The sequence below is a fragment of the Roseateles depolymerans genome (assembly GCF_003387155.1).
Lineage (GTDB): Bacteria > Pseudomonadota > Gammaproteobacteria > Burkholderiales > Burkholderiaceae_C > Roseateles > Roseateles depolymerans.
The window spans coordinates 476,595-502,119 of the sequence record NZ_QUMT01000002.1; the positions used below are offsets into that span (position 1 = coordinate 476,595).

General features: G+C 65.2%; 23 protein-coding genes and 2 tRNA genes. 14 read left to right on the top strand and 11 right to left on the bottom strand.

The window, feature by feature from the left end:
• Positions 1–58: 58 nt before the first annotated feature.
• The 4 genes from mnmH to DES44_RS10120 all read right to left on the bottom strand — a co-directional run bounded on the left by mnmH (position 59) and on the right by DES44_RS10120 (position 5,897).
• Positions 59–1,162: a tRNA 2-selenouridine(34) synthase MnmH gene (mnmH, locus tag DES44_RS10105; protein WP_058934826.1), complete on the bottom strand. Its 1,104-nt coding sequence runs from the start codon at positions 1,160–1,162 to the stop codon at positions 59–61.
• A 219-nt stretch (positions 1,163–1,381) separates the two neighbouring features.
• Positions 1,382–4,018, bottom strand: coding sequence for a [protein-PII] uridylyltransferase (locus tag DES44_RS10110; protein ID WP_058934827.1), 2,637 nt, complete (start codon positions 4,016–4,018; stop codon positions 1,382–1,384).
• 76 nt (positions 4,019–4,094) lie between these two features.
• Positions 4,095–4,913 (bottom strand): type I methionyl aminopeptidase, encoded by an 819-nt coding sequence (gene map / locus DES44_RS10115; RefSeq protein WP_058934828.1) that lies wholly within the window; start codon positions 4,911–4,913, stop codon positions 4,095–4,097.
• Positions 4,914–5,069: 156 nt separating this feature from the next.
• Positions 5,070–5,897 (bottom strand): undecaprenyl-diphosphate phosphatase, encoded by an 828-nt coding sequence (locus DES44_RS10120; protein WP_058937368.1) that lies wholly within the window; start codon positions 5,895–5,897, stop codon positions 5,070–5,072.
• A 276-nt stretch (positions 5,898–6,173) separates the two neighbouring features.
• Here DES44_RS10120 and DES44_RS10125 point away from each other — a divergent pair, with 276 nt between their 5' ends.
• The 7 genes from DES44_RS10125 to DES44_RS10155 all read left to right on the top strand — a co-directional run bounded on the left by DES44_RS10125 (position 6,174) and on the right by DES44_RS10155 (position 12,200).
• Positions 6,174–6,854, top strand: a complete 681-nt coding sequence (locus DES44_RS10125; protein ID WP_058934829.1) for a TetR/AcrR family transcriptional regulator — start codon at positions 6,174–6,176, stop codon at positions 6,852–6,854.
• A 47-nt stretch (positions 6,855–6,901) separates the two neighbouring features.
• Positions 6,902–7,555: a protein-L-isoaspartate O-methyltransferase family protein gene (locus tag DES44_RS10130; protein ID WP_058937369.1), complete on the top strand. Its 654-nt coding sequence runs from the start codon at positions 6,902–6,904 to the stop codon at positions 7,553–7,555.
• A gap of 69 nt (positions 7,556–7,624) precedes the next feature.
• A complete protein-coding gene (locus DES44_RS10135) occupies positions 7,625–7,954 on the top strand; it encodes a rhodanese-like domain-containing protein (protein ID WP_058934830.1) in 330 nt (109 codons plus the stop codon).
• Positions 7,955–7,998: 44 nt separating this feature from the next.
• A complete protein-coding gene (locus tag DES44_RS10140; protein WP_058934831.1) occupies positions 7,999–9,345 on the top strand; it encodes a TolC family outer membrane protein in 1,347 nt (448 codons plus the stop codon).
• Between the two features lie 516 nt (positions 9,346–9,861).
• Positions 9,862–10,647, top strand: a complete 786-nt coding sequence (yaaA, locus tag DES44_RS10145) for a peroxide stress protein YaaA (RefSeq protein WP_058934832.1) — start codon at positions 9,862–9,864, stop codon at positions 10,645–10,647.
• A gap of 44 nt (positions 10,648–10,691) precedes the next feature.
• A complete protein-coding gene (locus DES44_RS10150) occupies positions 10,692–11,552 on the top strand; it encodes a 2OG-Fe(II) oxygenase (RefSeq protein WP_058934833.1) in 861 nt (286 codons plus the stop codon).
• 108 nt (positions 11,553–11,660) lie between these two features.
• Complete coding sequence (locus DES44_RS10155) at positions 11,661–12,200, top strand: hypothetical protein (RefSeq protein WP_147307045.1); 540 nt, start codon at positions 11,661–11,663, stop codon at positions 12,198–12,200.
• Positions 12,201–12,301: 101 nt separating this feature from the next.
• Here DES44_RS10155 and efp read toward each other — a convergent pair whose 3' ends face one another.
• Together efp and earP are read right to left on the bottom strand one after the other, a co-directional pair.
• A complete protein-coding gene (efp, locus tag DES44_RS10160; RefSeq protein ID WP_058934835.1) occupies positions 12,302–12,856 on the bottom strand; it encodes an elongation factor P in 555 nt (184 codons plus the stop codon).
• Positions 12,857–13,066: 210 nt separating this feature from the next.
• The gene (gene earP, locus DES44_RS10165) at positions 13,067–14,326 is read right to left on the bottom strand and encodes an elongation factor P maturation arginine rhamnosyltransferase EarP (protein WP_116001486.1); all 1,260 of its coding nucleotides are present in this window, start codon (positions 14,324–14,326) and stop codon (positions 13,067–13,069) included.
• 181 nt (positions 14,327–14,507) lie between these two features.
• Between earP and uvrC the strand changes: the two genes are divergently transcribed.
• The 7 genes from uvrC to DES44_RS10200 all read left to right on the top strand — a co-directional run bounded on the left by uvrC (position 14,508) and on the right by DES44_RS10200 (position 20,916).
• Positions 14,508–16,577, top strand: coding sequence for an excinuclease ABC subunit UvrC (gene uvrC, locus DES44_RS10170; protein WP_058937370.1), 2,070 nt, complete (start codon positions 14,508–14,510; stop codon positions 16,575–16,577).
• A 234-nt stretch (positions 16,578–16,811) separates the two neighbouring features.
• Positions 16,812–17,372 (top strand): energy transducer TonB, encoded by a 561-nt coding sequence (locus DES44_RS10175; RefSeq protein ID WP_232309988.1) that lies wholly within the window; start codon positions 16,812–16,814, stop codon positions 17,370–17,372.
• A gap of 102 nt (positions 17,373–17,474) precedes the next feature.
• On the top strand, positions 17,475–18,041 hold the full coding sequence (pgsA, locus tag DES44_RS10180; RefSeq protein WP_058934837.1) for a CDP-diacylglycerol--glycerol-3-phosphate 3-phosphatidyltransferase: 567 nt from the start codon (positions 17,475–17,477) through the stop codon (positions 18,039–18,041).
• A gap of 220 nt (positions 18,042–18,261) precedes the next feature.
• Entirely contained in the window at positions 18,262–18,534 is a 273-nt protein-coding gene (locus tag DES44_RS10185; protein ID WP_058934838.1) for an HU family DNA-binding protein, read from the top strand.
• Positions 18,535–18,611: 77 nt separating this feature from the next.
• Positions 18,612–18,687 (top strand) — tRNA-Val (locus DES44_RS10190).
• Positions 18,688–18,771: 84 nt separating this feature from the next.
• Positions 18,772–20,703, top strand: coding sequence for a peptidylprolyl isomerase (locus DES44_RS10195; protein WP_058934839.1), 1,932 nt, complete (start codon positions 18,772–18,774; stop codon positions 20,701–20,703).
• Between the two features lie 137 nt (positions 20,704–20,840).
• Positions 20,841–20,916 (top strand) — tRNA-His (locus tag DES44_RS10200).
• Positions 20,917–21,154: 238 nt separating this feature from the next.
• Here DES44_RS10200 and DES44_RS10205 read toward each other — a convergent pair.
• From DES44_RS10205 to DES44_RS10230, 5 genes are all read right to left on the bottom strand, one after another.
• Positions 21,155–21,661, bottom strand: coding sequence for a DUF3592 domain-containing protein (locus DES44_RS10205; RefSeq protein ID WP_170156644.1), 507 nt, complete (start codon positions 21,659–21,661; stop codon positions 21,155–21,157).
• A gap of 122 nt (positions 21,662–21,783) precedes the next feature.
• A complete protein-coding gene (locus tag DES44_RS10210) occupies positions 21,784–22,296 on the bottom strand; it encodes an META domain-containing protein (protein WP_170156645.1) in 513 nt (170 codons plus the stop codon).
• Positions 22,297–22,705: 409 nt separating this feature from the next.
• Positions 22,706–23,362 (bottom strand): DUF4145 domain-containing protein, encoded by a 657-nt coding sequence (locus DES44_RS10220; RefSeq protein ID WP_170156646.1) that lies wholly within the window; start codon positions 23,360–23,362, stop codon positions 22,706–22,708.
• 232 nt (positions 23,363–23,594) lie between these two features.
• Positions 23,595–24,335 (bottom strand): LuxR C-terminal-related transcriptional regulator, encoded by a 741-nt coding sequence (locus DES44_RS10225; protein WP_058934843.1) that lies wholly within the window; start codon positions 24,333–24,335, stop codon positions 23,595–23,597.
• A 121-nt stretch (positions 24,336–24,456) separates the two neighbouring features.
• Positions 24,457–25,437 carry an NADPH:quinone oxidoreductase family protein gene (locus tag DES44_RS10230; RefSeq protein ID WP_058934844.1) on the bottom strand — a complete coding sequence of 327 codons (981 nt, stop codon included), beginning with the start codon at positions 25,435–25,437 and terminating at the stop codon, positions 24,457–24,459.
• Between the last annotated feature and the right edge of the window lie 88 nt (positions 25,438–25,525).

The following is a 25,525-nucleotide window of genomic DNA, read 5'->3' on the forward strand; positions in this document are numbered from 1 at the left end:
ATTGAAGGCGTCTCTACAGACGCCGTTGCAGACGCAGTTGAACGCGCCGTTGCAGGCGCTATGTCAGTTGCGGTGCCGCAGCCGTGAGCCCTGGCGGTGGCACCATGAGCGTCCGCAATTCTGCGGCGGCTCGTGCCAGTTCGGCTTCGCTGGCGTCGCGCAACAGCACCTTGGGCGCCTTGGCCAACTGCGGGAAGTGGTTGGTGAGCGAGCGTTCGTACCCGGGGTCGTAGTGGTCCCGCATGAGCTCCCCGAAAACGTCGGCCCATTGGCCCGCGCTGGCCTGCGACTGCCAGCGACGCACGCGCTCGCGGCCGCGCAGGCTGACCAGGCCCTCCAGGAGTGCGCCGAAGGCGTCCGGCTGAGCATGGAAGTGGGCATAGTCCTCCAGCAGCAGCTGGACGCGGCCCGCTTCTTCCATTGAGATCCAGATGCACTGGCCGTTGTCGCGCAGTTGCTGGTGCAGCGGCTCAGGGAGCTGCACGCTGCCGATCTTGCGGCTCTCGCTCTCCACAAAGACCGGGCGCTGAGGGTCGAGGCGGGAGAGTGCCTGCCACATCGCCGTGTCGAAGGCCTTCTGGCTGGGTTGCGGTTCTCCCGGCAGTGCGCCCAGGACCGAGCCGCGATGGCGGGCCAGGCCTTCCAGGTCCAATACCTGCTCGCCTTGCTCCGCCAGGTGGCGAAGCAACCGCGTCTTGCCGGTGCCGGTGCGCCCGCACAGGACCACGAAGCGCAGTTGCCGCGGCAAGTCCGCCAGCGTCTTGATGACTTCGCCGCGGAAGGCCTTGTAGCCGCCCACCAGTTGCAGGGACTTGAAGCCAATCTGGTTGAGGAACCAGTTCATGCTGCCGGAGCGCTGGCCCCCTCGCCAGCAGTACACCAGCGGCCGCCAGTGCTTCTGCATCAAGTCCCGCTGCTCGTCCAGGTGGCGGGCAATGTTGCGGGCCACCATGGCTGCACCCACCTTGCGCGCCTCCAGCGGATCCTGCCGGTACAACGTGCCCACCGTCACTCGCTCTTCGTTGCTCAGCACCGGCCAGTTCACGGCGCCGGGAACGTGATCCTCGGCAAACTCCAGCGGCGTGCGCACGTCAATGATGTGGTGGAACGCGTCGAGCTTGGCAAAGGCCTGGTCGGCGGGAATCTGGTGGTAGGTGCTCATAAGCCCGAACAATTGAGAAAGGTCGCCGGCCCGTCACCGGATGACCTCGAAGCCGAAGCCGAAGCCGAAGCCGAAGCCGAAGCCGCGGTGGGAACCGGGCTGCAGGGCCACTGCCACTGGACGGCCGCCAGGAGACGGGTCCAACGGTGGAGCAATCGGGAGGCCCCCGCGTGATTGTCCTGGTGCCGTCGGTTGATGCGGTCGGTGGGGCGCCGAGGGTCAGTGGACCGACAGCACGTCCAGCAGTTCCCCTTCGATCTGCAGTTGCATCCGGCTCTGCTGCAGCGCGGCTCCATCCAGCAGGAACGTATCTTCCACCCGCTCGCCCAGGGTGGACACCTTCGCCAGCTGCAGGTTGATGCCGTGACGCGCCAGCACCCGGGCGATGCCGTACAGCAGCCCCGCACGGTCGCTCGCGCTGACCGACAGCAGCCAGCGCTGCGCACGTTCGTCCGGCCGCAGGTCCACCCGGGGCGTGAACGGGAAACTCTTGACCCGACGCGAGAGCCGCCCCTTGCGCGGCTCCGGCAGCGGGTTGGGCGAGACCAGCGCCAGCGAGAGCTTGGACTCCACCAGCGCCGTCAGGTCGCGGTGGTGCAGGTCCAGCTCCGGCGCGATGACCTGGAAGGTGTCCAGCGCATAACCGCTGCGCGTGGTGTGGACCTTCGCGTCCAAAATGTTGAAGCCAGCGCCATCGAAGTACCCGCAGATGCGGGCAAACAAGTCCTGCTGGTCCCGGGCATAGACCAGCACCTGCAGGCCTTCGCCCACCGGCGACGGGCGCGCCCGCACCACCGGCTCGGTGCTGTCGACATGGCGCCAGAGCGCGCGCGCATGCCAGGCCAGGTCCTGGGCGTCATGCCGGGCAAAGTAGCTGAGGTCCAGCGTCTTCCACAAGGCGTCCTCCGTGCCCGGCAACTGCGCCAGCAGTGCCAGCGCATGGCGCGCTTCGGTCTTGCGGGCCTCGATCTCGGCCGCCAGATTGGGCTTGGCACCGCCCAGAGCGCGCAGCGTCAGCCGGTAGCAGTCTTCCAGCAGCTTGCCCTTCCAGGCATTCCAGACCTTGGGGCCGGTGCCGCGGATGTCCGCCACCGTCAGCAGGTAAAGCGCGGTGAGGTGGCGCTCGTCCTTGACCAGCGCCGCGAACTGCTCGATGACGTCCGGGTCGGACAAGTCCTCTTTCTGCGCCACCCGAGAGAGGGTGAGGTGATGCTCCACCAGGAACTCCACCAGGTCGGCATCTTCCTTGGACAGGTGATGCGCTCGGCAGAACCGACGCGCCTCGACCGCGCCCAGCTCGGAATGGTCCCCGCCGCGGCCCTTGGCAATGTCGTGGAAAAGGGCGGCGATGTAGAGCACCTCCGGCCGGTCGAACTGCACCGCCAGTTGCGAGCAGAACGGATATTCGTGGGTGTGCTCCGGCACAAAGAACCGGCGCATGTTGCGCAGCACCATCAGGATGTGCTGGTCCACCGTGTAGACGTGGAACAGGTCATGCTGCATCTGCCCGACGATGGCGCGGAAGGGCCACAGGTAACGGCCCAGCACCGAGGTCTGGTTCATCAGGCGGAAAGCGTGGGTCTGCCCCTGCGTCTGCTGCAGGATGCGCATGAAGGTCTCGCGGTTGGCCGGGTCGCGCCGGAAGCCGCTGTTCATGAGGCCACGTGCGTGATACAGCGCGCGCAGCGTCTTGGCCGACAGGCCTTTGATACCGGTGGTCTGCTGGTAGACCAGGAAGGTCTGGAGGATGGCCTCGGGATGCCGCTCGTAGAGGTCATCCGTGACGACTTCCAGCATGCCGGAACGCTCAACGAAGAAGTCGTTGACCGGGCGCAGGCCGTTGTCCCGCGTGCCGTTGACCTGCTCTTCCAGGTTGAGCAGGGTGATCAGGTTCAGCTGGGTCACCGCCTTGGCGGCCCAGTAGTAGCGTCGCATCAGGTGTTCGGACGCGCGCAGGGACGGGGTGGAGGCATAACCGAAGCTTTCCGCAACGGCTGTCTGCAGGTCGAAGACCAGGCGGTCCTCGCGCCGGCCCGCCGCAATGTGCAGCCGGCAGCGGATGAGCTTGAGCACGCCTTCGTTGCGCTGCAGGGCACGCGCTTCCAGGGCGGTGATCAGCCCCTTGGCCGCCAGTTGCGGCCAGGTCTTGCCCAGCGACGCGGCCCGTGCAATCCAGATGAGCACCTGCAGGTCCCGCAGTCCACCGGGGCTTTCCTTGCAGTTGGGCTCCAGCGCGTAGGGTGTGTCCTCGTACTTGGTGTGCCGCTGCCGCATCTCAAGGGTCTTGGCCCGCATGAAGGCGCGCGGGTCCATGGCCTGGTTGAAGGCCTTGTCGAACTGCCGCACCAGCGCGCGGCCGCCCGCCAGCCAGCGGGATTCGAGCAGCGCCGTCTGAATGGTCACGTCCGCCGCCGCCTCGTCCAGGCATTCCCGCACCGTCCGCACCGACGAGCCGATCTCCAGCCCGATGTCCCAGCAGGCCGTGATGAAGGTTTCGATGGCCTGCTTCAGCGGACCCGGCTGGTCCGCTTCCAGGCCCTCGGGCAGCAGCAGCAGGACGTCGACGTCGGAATGGGGGAAGAGCTCGCCGCGGCCATAACCGCCCACCGCCACCAGCGCGGCGTCGGGTGCCTGCTCGGCGAGGCCGGCGAAGGTCCACAGGCGCTGCAAGGTGCCGTCCACATGACGAGCCAGTTGGCGCATCAGCCGGGTGGCGGCCGAGATGGTCGGCTTGGAAGCGGCGAATTCCTGCAGCAGGGCCTGCTTGCCGGACTTGAAGTCCTGTCGCAGCGTCGCAATCGGGGTCGGGGCACCCGCAGGGGCGGGCATGCGGCCGGGGGCAGGGACTGCGCTCATGTCACGGTGCTCGGGAAAAGGGCGGGCAGGATCGTCGCGCAGACGCGGCTGGATCCGGCCCGCGGGCGCTCACGGGTCAGGCCGAAGCCGTCTGCGCCAGCACAAAGGCGGGCGGGGGCGGCGTGCCGGCCGACTGCGTCAGGATCTCGTAGCCGGTTTCGGTGACCAGGACGGTGTGTTCCCACTGCGCGGAAAGGGAGCGGTCCTTGGTGACGATGGTCCAGCCGTCCCGCAGTTCGCCGATTTCGCGGCGGCCGGCGTTGATCATCGGCTCGACGGTGAAGATCATGCCGGGCACCATCTCCTGCAGCGTGCCGGGGCGGCCGTAGTGCAGTACCTGCGGCTCTTCGTGGAACTTCTGGCCGATGCCGTGCCCGCAGTATTCGCGCACCACGGAGAAGCCCGCGCTTTCGGCAAAGGTCTGGATGGCATGGCCGATGTCGCCCAGGCGCCCACCCGGTCGCACCTTCTGGATGCCCTTCCACATGGCTTCATAGGTGAAGTTGCACAGCCGATTGGCGGCAATGGAGCCTTCCCCCACCACAAACATGCGGCTGGTGTCCCCGTGCCAGCCATCCTTGATGACGGTGACATCGATGTTGAGGATGTCCCCGTTTTTCAGCGGGCGGTCATTGGGGATGCCATGGCACACCTGATGGTTGATCGAGGTGCAGATGGACTTGGGGTAGGGCGTATAGCCGGGCGGCTGGTAGTTCAGCGGCGCTGGAATGGCCTGCTGCACATTGACGATGTAGTCGTGCGCCAGCTTGTCCAGGTGTTCGGTGGTCACGCCGGGTTTGACATGCGGGGTGAGCATGTCCAGCACCTCGGAAGCGAGGCGGCCGGCGATGCGCATGGCGTCGATGTCGGCGCCGGTCTTGATCGTGATGGTCATGGGCCCGATTCTAGCGAACAGGGCCTGTCCAGGCAGGCATCAGGGACAGTGCCGGGCGGGCTGACGCCAATTCCGCACAAGGGCGTCCGGCTCTGGGCGTCCGGCTGTGAGCGCCCGGCTCTGGGCGCCCGGATGCCGGCGCCCGGCTTCGTCCGCTCAGTCTTGCCAGACCACGACGCCGGTGTAGGCCGTCACCAGCACCACGATGCCAAAGGCGATGCGATACCAGGCAAACGGCGTGAAGCTGTGGCTGGCGATGTAGCGCAGCAGCCAGCGCACGCAGATCCAGGCACTGATGAAGGAAAACAGCAGGCCCACGGCAAACAGCGGCACATCGGCCACCGCCAGCGAGTCGCGCTCCTTGTAGAGGCTGTACAGGCCCGCGCCGATCAGGGTCGGGATGGCCAGGAAGAAGCTGAAGTCGGTGGCCGCCTTGCGGGACAGGCCCAGCAGCATGCCGCCGATGATGGTCGAGCCCGACCGGCTGGTGCCCGGCACCATGGCCAGGCACTGCACCAGGCCAACCTTCAGGGCATCCCAAGGGGTCATCTGGTCGACCTCATGCACCCGCACGGCACTGGCGGGACGACGCTCCGCCCAAAGGATGATGATGCCGCCCACGATGAAGGTGGTGGCCACCACCACCGGCGTGAACAGGTGGGCCTTGATGGCCTTGCCGAAGAGCAGGCCCAGGATCACCGCCGGCAGGAAGCCGATGGCCACGTTCAGCACGAAGCGGCGGGCCCGCTCATCATTGCCCAGGCCCGCAGCCGTCTCGCGCAGGCGCTGCCAGTAGACGATGATCACCGCCAGGATGGCGCCGGTCTGGATGGCAATCTCGAAAACCTTGCCCCGGGTGTCATCGAACCCGCCGAGCAGCGAGCCCGCCAAAATCAGATGGCCGGTCGAGGAGATCGGCAAGAATTCGGTCAGGCCTTCCACGATCCCCATGATCGCGGCTTTGATCAACATCACTGTGTCCAACATCAACTCCAGGTGGGCTACCGTCCGCTTTCCGGACATCGGCGCGGGGCCGGGGCATGATAGGGGAGTTGCCCGGGGCCCACGGGCGAATCGCGGCGCTTCGTACCCCCGAATGAACGTTGGACAGCGAACAGACAACTCGCTGACAGCCCGCAGACAGCTTCGAAGTGTCCGGGGAACAGACAGCGCGGTGAGCAGGCAGGTGGTGGGGGTGAGTGCCCCTTGCTGTGCCCGGGTCCCGGCGCTACAGTACTGACCGGTTAGTCAGTTGCGCCCATGTCATCCCCCTCCCACGCCTCCCCCTCGCAGCGACAGCGGCGCAAGGAAGCCCGTCCGCAGGAACTGCTGGATGCGGCCCTGGCCCTTTTCGTCGAAAAAGGCTTCGCCGCGACCCGGTCGGAAGAGGTGGCCGCACGGGCCGGCGTGTCCAAGGGCACGCTGTACCTGTATTACCCGTCCAAGGAAGAGCTGTTCAAGGCGGTCATCCGCGAGTCGCTGGGCAGCAAGATCGCCGAGGGGCGCGAAGAGCTGGACAAGCACCAGGGCCCGATGGCGGAACTGCTGGTCTGGCTGATGCAGGAATGGTGGATGCGCCTGGGCCAGACGCCTGCTGGCGGCATCATGAAGATCATGCTGGCCGAGGCCCGCAATTTCCCCGAGATTGCCGCGTTCTATGTGGACGAGGTGATCGACCCCAGCTGCAACATGCTGGCCGAAGTGATCCGCCGCGGCGTGGCCAGCGGCGAATTCCGCCCGGTGGACCCCGATGCGGCCGTGCATGTGCTCATCGGGCCGGTGCTGCATCTGGTGCTGCATCAATACTCCATCGGCGCCTGCGGACTCGACCTGGGGCCCAAGAAAGATCCCGAAGCGGTCATCGCGCTGCACATGGACCTGCTTTTCAAGGGACTCCTCAACCGCCCGGACCATGAAGGCGGGTCCGCCGCCCACGCCTAGAATATCGCCCGCATCGGTGCGCCATGGGGCCACCGGAAGGACTGGACATGAACTTCGAAAAAGCCCGCTTCAACATGATCGAGCAGCAGATCCGCCCCTGGGATGTGCTGGACACCTCCGTGCTGGATCTGCTGGCCGTCGTCAAGCGCGAGGACTTCGTTCCCGCCGCGCTGCGCGACAAGGCCTTCACCGACGTCGAGCTGCCCCTGGGTCAGGGTCGCCATGCGCTGCCGCCGCGGGTGGAAGCCCGCTGGATGCAGGAGCTGCAGGTCAAGCGGCATGAGAAGGTGTTGGAAATCGGCACCGGCACCGGCTATCTGGCCGCGCTGCTGGGCTACAAGGTGCAACAGGTGTTCACCGTCGAGCGCGACGCCGCGCTGGCCGCGCAGGCGCGTGAGTCGCTGCGCCGCGCCGGGGTGCTGAACGTCACGGTGGTGGAGGGCGACGGTGCCAAGGGCCTGCCCGGCGAAGCGCCGTTCGACGTGATCCTGCTGTCCGGATCGGTGCATCAGGTGCCTCAGGTGCTGCTGGACCAGCTCAAGGTCGGCGGCCGTCTGGGCGCGATCGTCGGGGACGAGCCGGCGATGGTGGCCAGCATTACCTACCGCACTGGCGAGCGCGAATACAAGCGTGAGAACCTGTTCGAGACGGTGGTGGAGCGCCTGCCTGGCTTCGAAGCCGGTTCGCAGTTCACGTTCTGACGGTCACGCCGCCAGGCCCACGTCCGCTCGCTCACGTCCACGCCCACGACCACGCCCACGACTCCCACCATGCTCACCCTGACTGTCGAGGAACTGGACGCCTGGGCCCGGCAGACGCCATCGGCGCTGCTGCTGGACGTGCGCGAGCCGTGGGAGGTGGCGCTGGCCCGCATTGACGTGCCGGGTCTTGCCAGTCTGCATCTGCCGATGGGGGATATTCCGTCAGACTTGCAGCGGCTGGATCCTGAGCAGCCCATCGCCGTTTATTGTCATCACGGTGTCCGAAGTCAGCAGGTCGTCGCATTTCTGACCCGGCAAGGCTTTGATGTCGTCTATAACCTCGCCGGCGGCATCGACGCCTGGTCCAGGGAGATCGACCCATCGGTGCCGCGTTACTGACCCATTGCCTGTTCGAGAACATTACATAGACAAGAGGAAGCTTCATGGCCGCTGATCGCCGTACATCCCTGACCCGCCGCCCGCTGCGGATGACGCTGTTGATGGTCGCCCTCGGGCTGGCCGGCGCCGTGCGTGCACAGAGCCTGCAGGAGCTGTATGAAGCTGCCCGCGCCTATGACGCCACCTATCTGGCCGCCCGTGCGGTGGCAGACTCGGCCCAGTATCAGCTGGGGCAGGCCGAGGCGCTGAACCGGCCGAAGGTCGGGTTGGGGGTGAGCGCCACCCGGACCGAGACCGATCCGCCCAGCAAGGTGTCGCGGGATCGGTTTGGGAACACCGTGTCGAATGCGGGGTTGACGGCGTCGTATGCGTTGTTCAATCGCAGCAACAGCGTGACCATCGAGCAGGCGCGGAAAAATGTGGAGGTGGCGCAGTCCGATCTGGATACGGCGGAGCAGGATCTGATCATTCGGATTGCGACGGCTTATTTCGATGTGCTGGCTGCCAAGGATGCGCTGGCGACGACGCAGGCGAACAAGACGGCGATTGCGGAGCAGTTGGCTTCGGCGAAGCGAAACTTCGAGGTGGGTACGGCCACCATCACCGATACGCGGGAAGCGCAGGCGCGGTATGACCTGGCAACGGCGCAGGAACTGGCGGCCGACAATGACCTTCGGGTGAAGGGCGTGACGCTGGACCAGTTGGTCGGCCGGGTGGGCGTGCAGCCGCGTCCGCTGGCACAGCCGGTGGCGCTGCCGCCGGTCACGCCGTCCACCGTGGATGCCTGGGTGAATACGGCGGAGAGCAGTCATCCCGCTATTCGGAAGGCGCAGTTGGGGCTGGATGTGGCGCGGTTGGAGATCGATAAGGCGAAGGCGGCGCGTCTGCCGACCGTGGACCTGAGCGGCAGCTTCGGTAGCCAGCACACCACCGGGACTGGGGTCAGCTACACCGGCACGACCACCAATGCGCAGGCAGCGGTGGCGTTGAACATGCCTCTTTACAGCGGCGGTGCGATCACCAATCGAATCCGTGAAACGGTCTCGCTGGAAGAGAAGTCGCGTAACGATCTGGCATATGCGCAGCGCAGCGTGGAAGAAGGCACCAAGCGAGCCTTCTTTGGGGTGCAGTCGCTGTTGGCTCAGGTGAAAGCCTATGAAGCCGCCGAAGCATCCTCCCAGTTGGCGCTCGAGGCCACCCAACTCGGCTACAAGGTCGGGGTGCGGGTCAACCTGGATGTGCTGAATGCGCAGCTCCAGCTCTACACAACGCAGCGCGATCTGGCGCGTGCTCGATATGACGTGCTGGTCAACAGCCTGCGGTTGCGGCAAGCCTCAGGGCAGTTGCGGCCGGAAGACGTGACGGCGGTGAACGGGCTCTTGGCTCGGTGATCGGTTTTGGCCACCTTCGGGTGGCTTCTGTCTTTTTAGGGTTTTGGGTTTTTGCACTGCGATCGGAAGCGGCGAGCCGGGCACTGTTTGCTCCATGTCATTCCTGTCCGGCTTCGCCGGCCATTCCCTTCTTAACTTCCGCAAACAGCACCCGGCTCGCCGCTCCCTCCAGCAGTGGTGTGCGGGAGAGTAGGGGGGGGTCTGCAACGAGTGAGGCATCGAACGGCCAGCTAAGCAGGCCAAGGGCCATCCGCATGGCTGCCTCCGGCGCCGAGCAAACAGTACGCAGCAACCGTCACCGCCTCCACCGCCTCCACCGCCTCCACCGCCTCCACCGTCGGCGAGGCTGCTCTGCGGGTCATGGCGTGAGGCAAGGTGTTGCGAACTGTGACGGGGTGGGGTGTCGCAGGGCCAGTCATTGCGGGGTAAGTGCCGGCGGGGCTCTGTGCGCGTCATGCGTGGGTCAAGGCGCCGGTTTGGTTCGGGGTGCGCCGGCGCTCGGCGACAATCGCCGCCATGCTGTTTGTGATCTCTCCCGCCAAGTCACTGGACTACGACACCCCCACGCCGGCCGAGGTCGCCGCGCTGGCCACCCGTCCCTCGTTCATCCCGCAGTCCGCAGAGTTGATCGAGTTGCTGAAGGCCAAGAGCCAAGCCGAGATTTCCGGGCTGATGGACATCTCGGACGCACTGGCGTCGCTGAACCTGGCCCGCTATGAGGCATGGTCCACCCGCTTCACCGAGGCCAATAGCAAGCCCGCGGTGCTGGCGTTCAATGGCGACGTCTACGACGGGCTGCAGGCCAGCACGCTCAGCGTGGCAGACCTGCAGTGGGCCCAGCAGCACCTGGCCATCCTCTCCGGCCTCTATGGCGTGCTGCGTCCCCTGGATCGGCTGCAACCCTATCGGCTCGAGATGGGGACGGCGCTGGCCAATCCGAAAGGCGCCAATCTGTATGCGTACTGGGGAGACACCATTGCGCAGCATCTGAATGAACGCAGCGCCCAGTTGCAGTCGCCCGTGATCGTCAACCTGGCCTCCCAGGAATACTTCAAGGCCGCCGCCCGCAAGACGCTCAAGCCTCGAGTGATCGAATGTCAGTTCGAGGACTGGAAGGGCGGTCGCTACAAGATCATCAGCTTCTTCGCGAAACGGGCCCGTGGCCTGATGGCGCGTTATGCCATTCAGAATCACATCCAGACACCAGCGGCTCTGCAAGAATTTGCTGTGGACGGCTACGCTTACGCCTCCGAGGTCAGTACCCCGGACCGTCTGGTGTTCCGGCGCCGGCTGACGGACTGAATCAGATACAGGAGCACCCCACAGGGACGCGCAGGCACACCATCATGAGTAGCTCGCAATATCTCACCACCGAACTGCGTCAGTGGATCACGGCGCAACTGCACAACGGCATCACACGTGAGGCGCTGTACCAAGCCATGCTCAGCAGCGGCTGGCAGCCCGATCTGGCCCGCCAGGCCCTGGAAGAGCATCCGTCCGCAGAGCCGGCGCTCAGCCTGCCCGTGGTCGCCGAGCCCGTCGTGCAGCCCGGCGTGGTGCCCGAGCCGGATCTCGGCGACCAGCGCTCGGTGCTGTTGCCCGATGGCCATCGGGTGGAAGTGCTGATGAGCCTGGCGCGTCCGCGCGTGGTGGTGTTCGGCGGCCTGCTGACTGAAGAGGAGTGCGATGCCATCGTGGCTGCCGCCAGCGTGCGCCTGGCACGGTCAGAAACAGTGGCCACACAGAAGGAAGGCAGCGAGGTGAATGCCGCCCGCACCAGCGAAGGCATGTTCTTCGAGCGCGCGGAGTCCGAGGTGGTGGCCCGCGTGGAAGCGCGTATTGCCGCGCTGCTGAACTGGCCCGTGCGCAATGGCGAAGGCCTGCAGGTGCTGCGCTATCGCACCGGGGCGGAATATCAGCCCCACTACGACTACTTTGATCCGCGTCATGCCAGCAGCAAGGCGATCTTGCAGCGCGGCGGGCAGCGGGTGGGAACGCTCGTGATGTACCTCAATACACCGACGCGCGGCGGTGCGACCGTCTTCCCGGATGTGAAGCTGGATGTGATGGCGCAAAAAGGCAATGCCGTGTTCTTCAGCTACGACCGGCCCGAACCCGGCACCCTGACCCTGCACGGCGGCGCGCCCGTGCTGGAAGGGGAAAAATGGGTGGCCACCAAATGGCTGCGTCAGGGCGAGTTTGTCTGATCTCGGGGACCTGCCCGCCTTTCACTGTGCGGTCCCCCACCCAGCGGCGATAGACTGCCGCAAGCGATGCAGCGCTGCATCCCTGAACCCTTTCCTGCCGAGGTATTCATGAACCCCTTGTCCGCCATCAAGTCCGCCGCCTTGGGCGTGGCGATCGGTGTTTCCGCACTGCTCGCGACGCCCGTGATGGCCCAGCAAGGCATGGTGGCGCCAGCGGTGGCCGGCACGCCAGCACCGGCGGCCGCGGAGTCCGGCTCGCGGCAAAACGCCGCCAAGAAACCGGCTGCCAAGAAGCCGGCTGCGAAGAAGGCTGCGTCTCAAAAGGCCAGCAAGAAGGCCAAGGCCACCAAGCAGGACGGCAGCAAGAGCAGCGGCAAGGTCGGCAAGACGGCCAAGTCCACAAAGTCTGCCAAGCCGGCGAAGTCCGGCAGCCAGGCGGCGGGCAAGAGCAGCAAGCCGGCCCGGTCGACGATGAACTCGGCGCGCGCAGGCGGATCGCCATCGTCTTCATCGTCCGCTCGCGCGCCTGCGACTGGCGGGTCCTCGCGTCACGCGGCCTCAAGCCAGGGTCGGTCCACGGTCGTGGCCAAGCGCCATGCGCGCCCCGTGTCCGACAAGCATCATGGGGCCGGCACGGTACGGACCTGAAAAGCCAGCGGAAATAAAAAAAGCAGCCCGCGGGCTGCTTTTTTGTTGGGGCGCTCCCCGCTCCCGTGGGGGAGGGAGGCGCCCGGCGTCAGCCGTGAGGCTTAGACGCGCTTGCGATACTCGTGCGTACGGGTGTCGATTTCGATGTTGTCGCCTTGGGCCACGAAAATGGGCACGGGGATTTCGAAACCGGTGGAGATCTTGGCAGGCTTGAGCACCTTGCCCGAGGTGTCGCCCTTGACGGCAGGTTCCGTCCAGGTCACTTCACGCACCACGCTGGTCGGCAGTTCCACCGAGATGGCCTTGCCGTCATAGAACACCACTTCCACTTCCATGCCGTCTTGCAGGTAGTTGATGGCGTCGCCCATGTTCTCGGCTTCCACTTCGTACTGGTTGTACTCAGTGTCCATGAACACATACATCGGGTCGGCGAAGTAGGAGTAGGTGCACTCCTTCTTGTCCAGAATGATCTGGTCCATCTTGTCGTCAGCCTTGAAGACGACTTCAGTGCCCGAATTGTTCAGCAGGCTCTTCAGCTTCATACGGACCGTCGCGGCATTGCGGCCACCGCGGCTGTATTCCGTCTTCAGCACGACCATCGGGTCCTTGCCGTGCATGATCACGTTGCCGGCGCGAATTTCTTGAGCAATCTTCATGATGATTCCGGGATAGATCCGGGACAGTCTCTGGGGTGCGGCTCAGGCCGCGGGCCCGATGGGGTGACCGCGTGCCTGATATGGCGAGATCCGTACTGCTCCGGCAGTGTGGGGCCACAGGCATGGCAGTCCGGCTCGCCCGTTCAAACCCTTAAAACAGTCAAAACAGGTGGCCCAAACTGGAGGCGGTGCGGCGAAAAGCCTCGCATTCTAGCTCGAAAGCCCCGCCTTCCCCAAGGCAAAGCCCATGAGCTGGGTGACGAGATCCGGCTGCCGCATCAATTTGGCACGCCAGGCCAGACTCTGCGGTCCGATCGCGTCAAGGTTTGCAGCGGTCACCTCCGGCACCCCCTCCCACGACGTGAGGCCATTCCAGGCCTGGGCCAGGCGCGTCCACGACGACCGCACCGCTGCATCCTCGCCGTCCCACGCCAGGTCCAGGAAGGCCTGCAACTTGGGACCGTGCGCGCCATCGTCCTGGAAGTAGATCTGCCAGAGCATCGGCCGCCCTGCCCATTGCGCCCGCACAAAGGAGTCTTCCCCCCGCACCAGGTTCAGGTCGCAGGACCACAGCAGCCGGTCGTAGTCCGCCTGGCTGAGATAGGGCAGTGCGATGCTGCGCTGGCCCGGTCGCAGGCGCGGCGGGACCGTCTGCTGGGCACTTCCCGGGCACAGCAGCAGGAGCCATGGGCCGGTCAGATGTTCCAGCAGCGCGTCCCAGGGGGCGTGCGGATAGGCAAAGGCGCTCAGCACCCGTTCGCCCGCACCCGGCGCCCAGCCGCGTTCGGCCAGCCAGGCGCGGCCGTCGTGCCGCTGGACCGCATCGATCAGCGCCGGTTCACGCAGCAAGCCGCCTGTGCGTGAGGTAAAGCCGGGGTAGAAGAACCATTTGCTCAGGCCGGCGCCCGGCCCGCTGAACTGCGGCGACTGGAGACCGTGGCTGCGCTCGACATACGCTTCGGCGCTCAGGTATTCCAGGTTGATCCACACCGGTGGAACCTCGCGGGCCGCCATGCGGGCCAGATAGACCTGTGGCAGGTTGCAGCCGAAGGTCTCAAGGACCACATCGGCGGGTTCTGCCTCTGACAGCGAGAGCGATGCCGTGTCGTGGGTCACCTCGCTGCTCTGGGCCAACGCGGGTGCACCGGCCGCAGACGACGCCATGGCGCCGCCTGCATCCTCCTGCCACGGCAGCACCTGCAAGCCGGGCACAGGCGTCGGCTGCATCCACGCCAGCGCCGACAGGTCGTCACACCACAGCCGCACCTGCGCACCTCGGGCGGCGAGGTCTCGCCCCAGCCGCAGGCACACGCCCAGATCCCCATGGTTGTCGATGACGCGGCAGAACAGGTCCCAGCGGCGCAGGGTGTGGGGCAGGGCGGTGGTCGGGGCGTGGAGCAGCGGGTTGGAGGCGTCGTTGGGCACGGGATGGGCAGCGGTGGTCGGGGTGCAATCTGGAGGCTCGGCCATCGGTGGATTATCCGGCGGCACAATTCCGCCCATGAGCACCATTCCGACCGACCCGGATCTCCCGGCGCCGGCTTCCCCTTCTTCCGATTCCACCGACCCCACCCCGCGCGACCGCCAGGCCCAGACCTGGAACGAGCAAGGCCAGGCCATCGAGGTGGCCGAAGGCCAGCGCGTGCGAGACATGGAGCGCGCCGCCTGCGAGGTGCGCGACCGCGTCCTGGCGGAAGTGGCGGCCCTGCCCGCACTGCCCGGCGTCTACCGCTATTTCGATGCCCAGGACCACGTGCTGTACGTGGGCAAGGCCAAGAACCTCAAGCGCCGCGTCTCCAGCTACTTTCAGAAAGACCACGGCGGCACCCGCATCGGCATGATGGTGGCGCGTATCGCCCGCCTGGAAACCACGGTGGTGCGCACCGAGGCCGAAGCGCTGCTGCTGGAAAACAACCTGATCAAGGCGCTGAACCCGCGGTTCAACATCCTGTTCCGGGACGACAAGAGCTATCCGTATCTGCGCCTGTCCGGGCATCAGTGGCCCCGCATCAGCTACTACCGCGGCGCGGTGGACCGGCGCCATCGGTATTTCGGGCCGTTCCCCAGCGCCTGGGCGGTGAAGGAGTCCATCCAGCTGCTGCAGAAGGTCTTCCGCCTGCGCACCTGCGAGGACACCGTCTTCAACAACCGCAGCCGGCCTTGCCTGCTCTACCAGATCCACCGCTGCTCCGGCCCCTGCGTGCCGGAAGGGCAGACGGAGGACTACGCCCGCAACGTCAGCCATGCCGAGCGCTTCCTGCTGGGCGAGACCCAGGAGGTGATGGACGGGCTGCAGGCGCAGATGATGGCGCATGCCGAACGCATGCAGTACGAGCAGGCGGCGGAGCTGCGCAACCAGATCTCTGCGCTGTCCAAGGTGCTGCAGCAGCAGGCCGTGGATGAAAACAGTGCCACCGGCCGCGACCGCGATGTCGACATCCTGGTGGTGCGGCTGCAAGGCGGCCGTGCCTGCGTCAACCTGGCGATGGTGCGGGGCGGACGACATCTGGGCGACCGGGCGTATTTCCCCAAGCATGTGGAAGACGCGACGGCGGTGTCCTTGCTGGAAGACGATGACGTCGTCCTCGCAGAGGAGGAGGTCGCCTCGGTCCATGAAGGCGCTGCGGTCCCTGTGGCGGGCGTCACAGGGGAGGTCTTCCCTGTGGAGGGTGTTCCTGTGGAGGGGGCTCCTGCGGACGCAGCCCCCTCGGAGGGTGCACCCTTGGCGGCTGCCCCGGCGCCGCGTCGTGCGCCGCCCAGCGCAGAACGCCAGGTGCTGGAGGCCTTCATCGCCCAGCACTACCTGGAAGCGCCGGTGCCCTCGCTGCTGGTGCTCTCTCACGCGGTCGACCCCGCCTTGTCCGAGGCCCTGAGTGCACAAGCCGGTTATCGCGTCACCACGCAGGCGCAGCCGCGCGGCCAGCGACGCATCTGGCAGGAGATGTGTGCCAAGGGCGCCGAACTGGCCCTGGCGCGGCTGCTGTCCGAAGAAGGCTCCCAGCAGGCCCGCACCCGGGCGCTGGTCGATGCCCTGGATCTCAGCATCACCGAATTGGACAAGTTCCGCATCGAATGTTTTGACATCAGCCACACGGCCGGCGAGGCCACGCAAGCCTCCTGCGTGGTCTTCGAAGGTCACCAGATGCAGAGCAGCCAGTACCGCCGCTTCAACATCGAAGGCATCACCCCCGGCGACGACTATGCCGCCATGCGGCAGGTGCTGACACGTCGTTACAGCCGCATGGCCGAAGCTGCCCAGAATGGCACCGGGCGCCTGCCGGACTTGGTGCTGGTGGACGGCGGCAAAGGCCAGGTGTCCATGGCCCGTGAAGTTTTTGAGGAACTGGGCCTGGATCTGTCGCTGATCGTCGGCGTGGAGAAGGGTGAAGGCCGTAAGGTGGGCCTGGAAGAGCTGGTGTTTGCCGACGGGCGGGAGAAGGTCTATCTGGGCCGGGATTCCGCCGCGCTGATGCTGGTGGCGCAGATCCGGGACGAGGCGCACCGCTTCGCCATCACCGGCATGCGGGCCAAGCGCGCGTCCGTGCGCACCGGGGCGTCCCGGCTGGAGGACGTGCCGGGCGTCGGGCCCAAGAAACGCGCCCAGCTGCTGCAACGCTTTGGCGGTGTGCGCGGGGTGGCGGGTGCCAGCATTGAGGAACTGGCCAGTGTGAAGGGGGTCTCCCGTGAACTGGCCGAAGAGATTTACCGTGCCCTGCACTGAACAGCAAAGATGCGTGTGACGACAATGAATTCAACAAAGATGAGCCAGGCCGCAGAGGATGCAGTCAGCGGTGGCAAGGTGCAGGGCACCGAGGGCCGTGAGGCCGTGCTAACGCCGGTCGCAGTGGCGGCGGTAGACGTGATGTCGGGTGTCGCGGCGACTTTGACGAGGACTGAGACGAGGACTGAGACAAGGGCTGTGACGGGGACTCTGACAGGCACTGTGACGGGGAGCTTGGCCGCTCTGCGTGACACCCTGCGGCAAGGGCTGCGCTGGGCTGCGGTGCTCGGCGCTGGTGTGCTGATGGCCGGTTGCGGCGGTGGCCCGTCGCAGCGAACCGCCACGGCGCCGGCCACGTCGCCCGCTGCCAGCGCCCGGCCCGCATCGCCAGCGTCCCCCGCACCGGTGCCCGCGCCGGAGGTCCCCGCCGCCCTGGTCAATGCCCAGGGGCGTCTGGATCCGCCGCATGCGGTCTCCACCCATGAGGAACTGCGCCATCAGGCGGCCCTGCGCCTGGTCGCCGCCAATCCCGATGGCACGTACATGGGGGAGGTGCCTGCCGTGCTGCTGGCCATCCCGGTGCTGGAGGTCGAACTCAACCGCGACGGTTCGGTACGCAACATTCGCGTGCTGCGGCGTCCGGGCCAGGCCGTGGACACCATTGAACTGGCCATGGCGGCGGTGCGCAAGGCTGCTCCCTATGGCGATGTGAGCCACCTGCCGCATCCCTGGAAGTTCAATGAAGTCTTCCTGTTCAACAACGACCGCCGGTTCAAGCCCCGCACGCTGGACTGAGGCGGCAGGGCGGGGGGGCGCCGAGCCCGCCCCAGGAATTCATTGCATGCAAACCCGCAAGATCGGGGCGAACACCCCCAAAAGGTGGGCACAATCCCGTCCATGTTCCTGACCCTGCCAACCCTGTTGACCTGGGCCCGCATCGTGGCCATTCCACTGATCGTGGGGCTGTTCCATCTTCAGATGACACCCGCGCATCAGAACCTGATCGCGACGGTGCTGTTCATCACGGTGGCACTGACCGATTGGGCGGACGGCTATCTGGCGCGCAAGCTCAACCAGACGTCCTCTTTCGGTGCCTTCCTCGATCCGGTGGCGGACAAATTCCTGGTCTGCGCAGCGCTGCTGGTGCTGCTGGAGCAGCAGCGGGTCGATGCACTGGTGGCGCTGGTGATCGTGGGGCGTGAGATCGCCATCTCGGCCCTGCGCGAATGGATGGCGCAGATCGGCGCCTCGCGTTCGGTGGCGGTCCACATGCTGGGCAAGCTCAAGACGACCGTGCAGATGGTGGCCATTCCCTTCCTGCTGTACGACGGGGTGCTGTTCGGCCTGATCCACACCCGGCTGTGGGGCACCTGGCTGATTTATCTGGCGGCGGTGCTGACCATCTGGTCGATGGTCTATTACCTGCAAAAAGCCCTGCCGGAAATTCGCGCCAAGGTGCGCTGAACGGCCAGCGCAGCCATGGGCGACCGGCGAGCGTGTCCTTTGTATCGGGACTTTTCCCTGATCGGGCGCCGAGGTGAATCCGTCTAGAATCCGCTTCCCGCGCCTCACGGGGAACAGCATGTTTTTCCCCCTGTGAACCCGTGAAGCGCAACCGGATCGGGTCGTGCGGCGGCCGCCAAGGTGGCGTCTCCCGCGTTGAAACCATAGAGGGGGTACCTTCGTGAACAAGTCCGAATTGATCGAGCACATTGCCAAGCAGGCGGATATCTCCAAAGCTGCTGCGGGGCGTGCGCTGGAAGCCTTGATCGGCGGCGTCAAAACCACGCTCAAGAAAAACGGCTCGGTGTCGCTGGTGGGCTTTGGCACCTTCAGCGTGACCAAGCGCGCTGCACGCAGCGGCCGTAACCCGCGCACCGGCGATGCGATCAAGATCAAATCGGCCAAGGTTCCGAAGTTCCGTCCCGGCAAGGCACTGAAGGACGCAGTGAACTGATTGATTCTTTTGAGGCCTCCAGTTTCTGGTAGGCTTCGCCCCCCAACCCGGCATTTGCAGGGAAGGGACAGATCCTCGGGCGCTTAGCTCAGTTGGTAGAGCGGCTCCCTTACAAGGAGTAGGTCGGCGGTTCGAGACCGTCAGCGCCCACCAATCCCGAGGCTAGAATGCCGCTGCGCAAAGGCGAACCGAGGTTCGCCTTTGTCGTATGTGCGCAAGGCTCATCTGAGGTTGTTGATGTTTGATTTCGTTCGCAAGCACACGCGACTGCTCCAGTTCCTGCTGCTGATTGTGATCCTGCCGTCCTTCGTGCTGGTGGGTGTCGAGGGCTACAGCCGTTTCATGGACGGCAGCAATTCCGCCGTCGCTTCGGTGGGTGATCGCAAGATCACGCAGACCGAATGGGATGCGGCCGTGCGAGACCAGCAGGAGCGCATGCGCCAGCAGGCGCCCAATGCGGATCCCAAGCTGTTCGACACGCCCGAGATGCGCCGCCAGGTGCTCGACACCCTCGTGCGCGACCGCGTGGTGGCCACGGCCGTCGAGAAGGAACACCGCAGCCTGAGCGATCAGCAGCTGGTGAGCCTCATCCGCACCGACCCTCAGCTGTCCTTCCTGTATGACGAATCGGGCAAGCTGCGCAAGGAGATGCTGTCGGCCATGGGCCTGACGGCGGATGGCCTGCTGGCACGTGTGCGTCAGGGCGCGCTGTCCAACCAGGTGCTGGGCCCGATTGCCGAAAGCGCGCTGCCGACGCAGTCCAGTGCGAACCTGGCCTTCGATGCCCTGCTGCAGCAGCGTGAGGTGCAGTTCCAGCGTTTTGACGTGCGTGAATTCGCTGCGACGCTGACGCCCACCGATGCCGACCTCGAAACCTTCTACAAGGACCCGAAGGTCTCCGCCAAGTTCGTGCAGCCGGAGACCGCCGACATCGAATACGTGGTGCTGGACCAGGCCGCGCTGAGCAGCAACGTCACGATCAATCCGGCGGACGTTGAAGGCTTCTACAAGCAGAACGAAAAGAACTTCAAGGCTCCGGAAGAGCGCCGCGCCAGCCACATCCTGGTGAAGACGACGCCGGACATGTCGGCGGCCGACAAGGCCAAGGCCAAAGCCAAGGCGGAATCGCTGCTGGCCGAAGCCAAGAAGAACCCTGACGGTTTTGCCGAACTGGCCAAAAAGAACTCGGACGACCCGGGTTCCGCCGCGCGCGGAGGCGACCTGGACTTCTTCGGTGAAGGCGCCATGGTCAAGCCGTTCCAGGACGCGGCCTTCTCGATGAAGGAAGGCGAGATCAGCAACCTGGTGGAGTCGGACTTCGGCTATCACATCATCAAGCTGACCGGCATCCGCGGTGGCAAGCTGCGTCCGCTGGAAGAAGTGCGTCCCGAAATCGAAGCAGCCCTGCGCAAGGAACTCGCGCAGAAGCGCTACACCGAGATGGCCGATGACTTCGGTAATCTGGTCTACGAGCAAAGCGACAGCCTCAAGCCGGCCGCTGACAAGTTCAAGCTGACCGTGCAGAAGGCCACCGTGCAGCGCAAGCCGGCTGCCAATGCGACCGGCGTGCTGGCCTCGAGCAAGCTGCTGGATGCCGTGTTTGCCAACGACACGCTGAACAACAAGCGCAACACCGCTGCGGTGGAGACTGGCTCCAGCCAACTGGTGTCGGCCCGCGTGGTGGCCTACCACCCGAGCCGCACACCGGCGCTGGCCGATGTGAAGGCTGCTGTGGCCGCCGCCTGGGTGCAGCAGCATGCCAAGGAAGCGGCCACGAAGGCGGGCCAGGCGCGCTTGGCGGAACTGCAAAAGGGCGGTGATGCCAAGGGTCTGAGCGAAGCGACCGTGGTGTCGCGCGCCAAGCCGTCGGGCCTGCAGGGCAAGGCGCTGGAGCAGGTGCTGCGTGCGGATACGTCCAAGCTGCCGGCCTTCGTGGGCGTGGATGCGGGCGACGGTCAATACTTGGTGGTGCGCATCAACAAGGTGCTGCCGCGTGACCCGTCGCTGATCGATCCGAAGCGCGCGTCGGACCAGTACGCCCAGACCTGGGCGGCTGCGGAACTGATGAGCTTCTACAACGCGATGAAGACCCAGTACAAGGCCGCCATCAAGCCGGCGGTGCAGAAGTCGCTGGCGGCTTCGGAAGCGGCCTCGTCGCCAGCGCCGTAATGGCTTTGGGCAGCCACCGCGAAGGTGGCTGCTCGCTCATCGCACATGCGTTGAGTGCGATTCAAAAAATTCTCAGGAAATGTTCTTCAGACGCTTCCTACAGAGAGAAATCTGAGCCATAATCTATTTCTTCGCCGGTGGCTGTAGCTCAGTTGGTAGAGTCCCAGATTGTGATTCTGGTTGTCGTGGGTTCGAGTCCCATCAGCCACCCCACCGGATAAGGCAGCAATGCCGCGAACGCCGACAAGATCAACGTCTTGTCGGCGTTTTTGTTTGTGGCGTTGCCAAAGCCCTGCATGGCACGCATTGGTCGGTGACGGTGCGGCAGTGGTCGCTGCGCGGGCGAGGGCGCCTGAAGGCGCAGGAAGCCGCTTGGAGGGGCTGGAAAGCGATTGAAGGATCACGGCGGCGCATGGCCAGCGCCAAGGCCATCGATTGGGGTGTCTTGCGCTTACGGCGCTGTCTTTCCTTCAATCACCACCAGCCGATCCAGCCACGAGGCGTCCGATTGCAGGCCCAGAATCGCCGTGGTGATCATCCCGATCACCGCCACCAGCCACGTCAGTGAGAACGCAAGAAGAAACCAGTGGGCGCGGCTGATCCCTGGAATGAGCACGGACTCAGCCGGTGCATCCGGGTTGTATCGCACCACCACGGTTCTGGCCGACTCGAGCTTTCTCACCAGTGCCTCATGGGCGGATGCGTCGCTGGACCCGCCATATCCGACGGACAGGGTGCTGCCCTCGTAGGACTGTCCACCCACCCGGTAGGTGTAGCGGACGTCAGCTTCGTAGGTGGCGCGTTTGGATGCGGTATGCCGCTTCAGCTCCACCGAAGTCAGCGCAGCGGTCGCTGTGGGCCACGATGATGTCCGGTGACTCTTGAGAAGGTTGCTGAGCGCGCCGTACAGAAAGAAGAGCCCCGCCAGCACGAACACCGATGCCAGGAGCGTGAGCATGATCGGGACCATTTTGTCTTTCATTGGCGGGGGACAGGCGCGCCCAGGTCAGGCGCTGATGGGTGGACCGCCGAGTGTAGAGGCCCCGCCATCCCAAGCGTCCCGCTTTGCGCGCCTGCGTCTCAAGGCTTGAGCGGTGCGAGCCTTGCCACGATGTTGCCGCTCTCGTCCACCAAGGTCAGCCGCTTGGGCTCGGTGCGCACCGAGCGCGTGGCCAGCATGGCGGCATTCCATCCGCGAGAGACGGACTCCGCCTCGCCCGGGCAAGCCATGCGCGTGGAGGCACCCCCCGCATCATCAAAGCGCAACGCGGACGGCACGTCCGACGCCGGCTTGAGTGGACGCCGATATCGGTTGCAGCCATCGGTCCCCGAGGCCACGCCGTCCTGGATGCTCAAGGTGGGGCGCGGGCCCGTGACGGGCAGTTCAGCGCCATTCAGGGCCGTCACCACCCATTCCTGCTGATCCCAGCGCGAAGTGTGAGGCAGGCTGCCCGCAGGCGTCGTCGGGGTGGCCGGCCCGCTGGCGCAGGCGCTCAAGCCTGCCAGCAGCGCAGCGGCCGCCATGACCATGAGGGGTGCACGCCGCTGCAACCCTGTGCGTGTCGCCGATGAAGGAGGCTGGGATGTTGTCATGGGTTTTCTCCAGGTTCTGTCGATCAACCGTGATCGTGTCGAACCCAGCTTACCCAAGGCAACAGAGTTGTGCCGCCGATGAGAGGATGACTCTCCCATCGGGGAGGGCAATCTGTCCGCCAGAAGGGGTGTTAGACCAATCCCTGCTTGCTGGCCAGCACCGTCGCCTCTGCGCGGCTGGACACATTGAGCTTCTTGTAGATGCTCTTGATGTGGTCATCGGCGGTGAACCACATATGAAGCACAGCGCGGCGGAGGTCCACGTCGCTCGCCTAGCCCTCTAGTGGCGTTGGGACGTCTGCGGGAAACGAGGGGTGGGGCGGGCCGTACTTTGGCCCGATTCGCTATCAAATACCCGCTGACATTTTTCGGCTGGAAGTCGCGAGTCTGGGGTGGTCCGGATGCACTGCTACAGGTCTGCGACCAGAGCTTCGACGCCTGCAACCATTGCTCTGGCGTCTTGGTCTGAATAGTCGTTCCATTTGCCATGAGCAGCCTTGTTGCCAATATCTGCCCAAGCCGTGATCTGCTTCTGTTTGGCCATGTTGTAGGCGCCAGCTTGGCAAAGTTCTACGTTCATCTTTTCTAGCTTCCCTTGTGGCAGGCCGTGCATGTCGGCAAGGTCTTTTAAGGTGGACTCAAGTGCGACGCGGGCGAGGACACAGGCAGGGTCTTTGTAGCCAGACGCCAGAAGCGACTGCGCTTGGCTCAGCGCGTCCGAAAGGACTTCTGCTTTCGCAAGGGTCCGCATCCGAAACAGGTAGCCGCCCTCGTAGTCCTCCCGGGCTGCGCAGAAGATGGCAAAACTGTCCTCGCCGTCGCGCAGCCATCCTTGAAATGCGCTGTAATGTTCGGAAAAGTGCTTGTAATGGACGCTGTCTTGCCCGAATGTGCGGTGCAGTAAGTTCAGGACGTTGGTCGCCCATTCCTTGTAGGCATCGGACGGCACCTTGTAGACAGGACGACCTTCCAAGGTTGTGAAGTCCACGCTCTTGGCAGCAAGCACCGCTTCCCCCTTTTGCTTGAGTTCAGCAAAGCGGCGTGTGACGATGGGATCAAGATGCATGACGAGCGAGGCGCGTTGGTGGTCGCCAATGCTATGCCATCGTGGCATTGGACCGAAGCGAGGCCAGTCGCTTTCAGACTCGTGCCACGTATGTACTAACCGTGTGCCAGAACGAGCCCGTTGCAGCCCCTAAAAGGCTTTGTTTAAGCGTGCCGTGGCTCGTCCGAGGCGCGCACTGGTGGCATAGAAGCCACAAACCCCGAAAGACTAAGTTCTTGCCTTCATAGGCAAATCAAACCAGCCCCTGCTTGCTGGCCAGCACGGCCGCCTCTGCGCGGCTGGACACATTGAGCTTCTTGTAGATGCTCTTGATGTGGTCATTCACGGTGAACCACTTGATGCCCATCAGGTTGGCGATTTCCTTGATGGTGAAGCCCTTGCTCAAGTAGGTCAGCACCTCATTCTCGCGAGGCGTCAGCCGTTCCCATTCGGGCAGCGGGTCCAGCGTGACGCCGCGCCCGCTGGGCGTGGCGCTGGAGGTGAGGGTGCCGAAGCCCGAGTTCAGACCCATCGGGCCTGAATCGCCGCTGGACCCTGGCCGGAAGTGCGACAGCAGGCGCCGCGCAATGGCGGGGGACAGCGGCGGCTGGCCGCGCACGATGCGCTGCAGCTCTTCCACCAGCACCTCGAAGCGGTCTTCCTTGAGCAGGTAGCCGTCCGCCCCACGCTGCAGGGCGGGGAAGAGGTGATCGTCGTCGGAATACAGCGTGGTGACGATCTTCACCGCCGGCCGATTGGCCAGCTCGCCCAGGAACTCCATGCCGTTGCCGTCCGGCAGTTCCAGGTCGATGAGGATCAGCTTGAAGCCGGGGCTGCCCGCCTCGGCGTCCGCGCGGGCCAGCTGCTGGCGCGCGCCTTCCAGGTCGCCGGCTTCAGTGATCTCCATGCCGTCGCTGAAACTCTCGCGCACGACCCGGCACAGGAAGCTGCGGGCTACCGGATTGTCTTCGACGATGAGAACTTTGACGGCCATGGGAATGCGTAAGCTAGAGCTCCGGCATCCTAGCGCAGGCTCAGTCCCCCCACGCCCCCGCGAAGAGGGTGGAGGCCGGCTTTTTTATGGGGCAGTCTCCAGAACTGTACCCCTGTTCGTCTCAGGTACGGTTGACCACCACCAGCTTGCCCACGACCGCGCGGCCGCTCATGCGGGCAAAGGCCTGCGGCAGGTCCTCCATCGCCAGCACCTGGTCGATCACCGGCTTGACCTTGCCCTGTGCATACCAGGTGGCCAGAGCCTTCATCATCTCCGCATTGCGCTTCGGTTCCCGCTTCGCGAATTCGCCCCAGAACACGCCCACGATCGAAGCGCCCTTGAGCAGCGCCAGGTTCAGCGGCAGCGCCGGGATCTGGCCTTGTGCAAAGCCCACAACCAGGTATCGACCGCGCCAGGCGATGGAGCGGAAAGCGGCTTCGGAGAGATCGCCACCCACCGGGTCGTAGATGACGTCCGGGCCGCGGCCCTCGGTCAAGGTCTTGAGTTCATCCCGCAGCGACTGGGTGCCGTAGTTGATGGTGGCGTCGGCCCCCAGCTCCTTGCAGCGGGCGCACTTCGCGTCCGTGGACGCGGCAGCGATGACCCGGGCGCCGGCGGCCTTGGCAATCTGGATGGCGGCGGTGCCGACCCCACCGGCAGCGCCCAGGATCAGCACCGTCTCTCCGGCTTGCAGCGCGGCCCGGTCCATCAACGCATGGTGGCTGGTGGCATAGGTGCAGATGAAGGCGGCTGCGTCTTCGAACGGAAAGCCCGCGGGCAGTGGCAGCGCCAGCGCGGCGGGCACCAGGGCTTCGGTGGCGAACCCGCCGGTGCCGGTGAAGGCGGCCACCGTGTCGCCCGGCTTGAAGCCGGTCACGCCGTCGCCCACCGCATCCACCACGCCCGCGAATTCCGTCCCCGGCACAAAGGGCAGCGGTGGCTTCATCTGGTACTTGTTCTGGATGATCAGCAGGTCCGGAAAGTTCAGGCTCGCCGCGCGGATGCTCACCCGCAGCTGGCCCGGCCCGGGTTGCGGCTGGGGCAGGTCCTTCCATTGCAGGGCTTCGACGCCGGTCGGGTTCTCGCAGAGCCAGGCTTTCATGGGGGCGCTCCTTGTGCTTGTCGGTTCAATGTCGGGTCGATGATAGGGAGCCGCCCGGGGCTGCTGCGTCCCTCAGGTGACGTCTGCC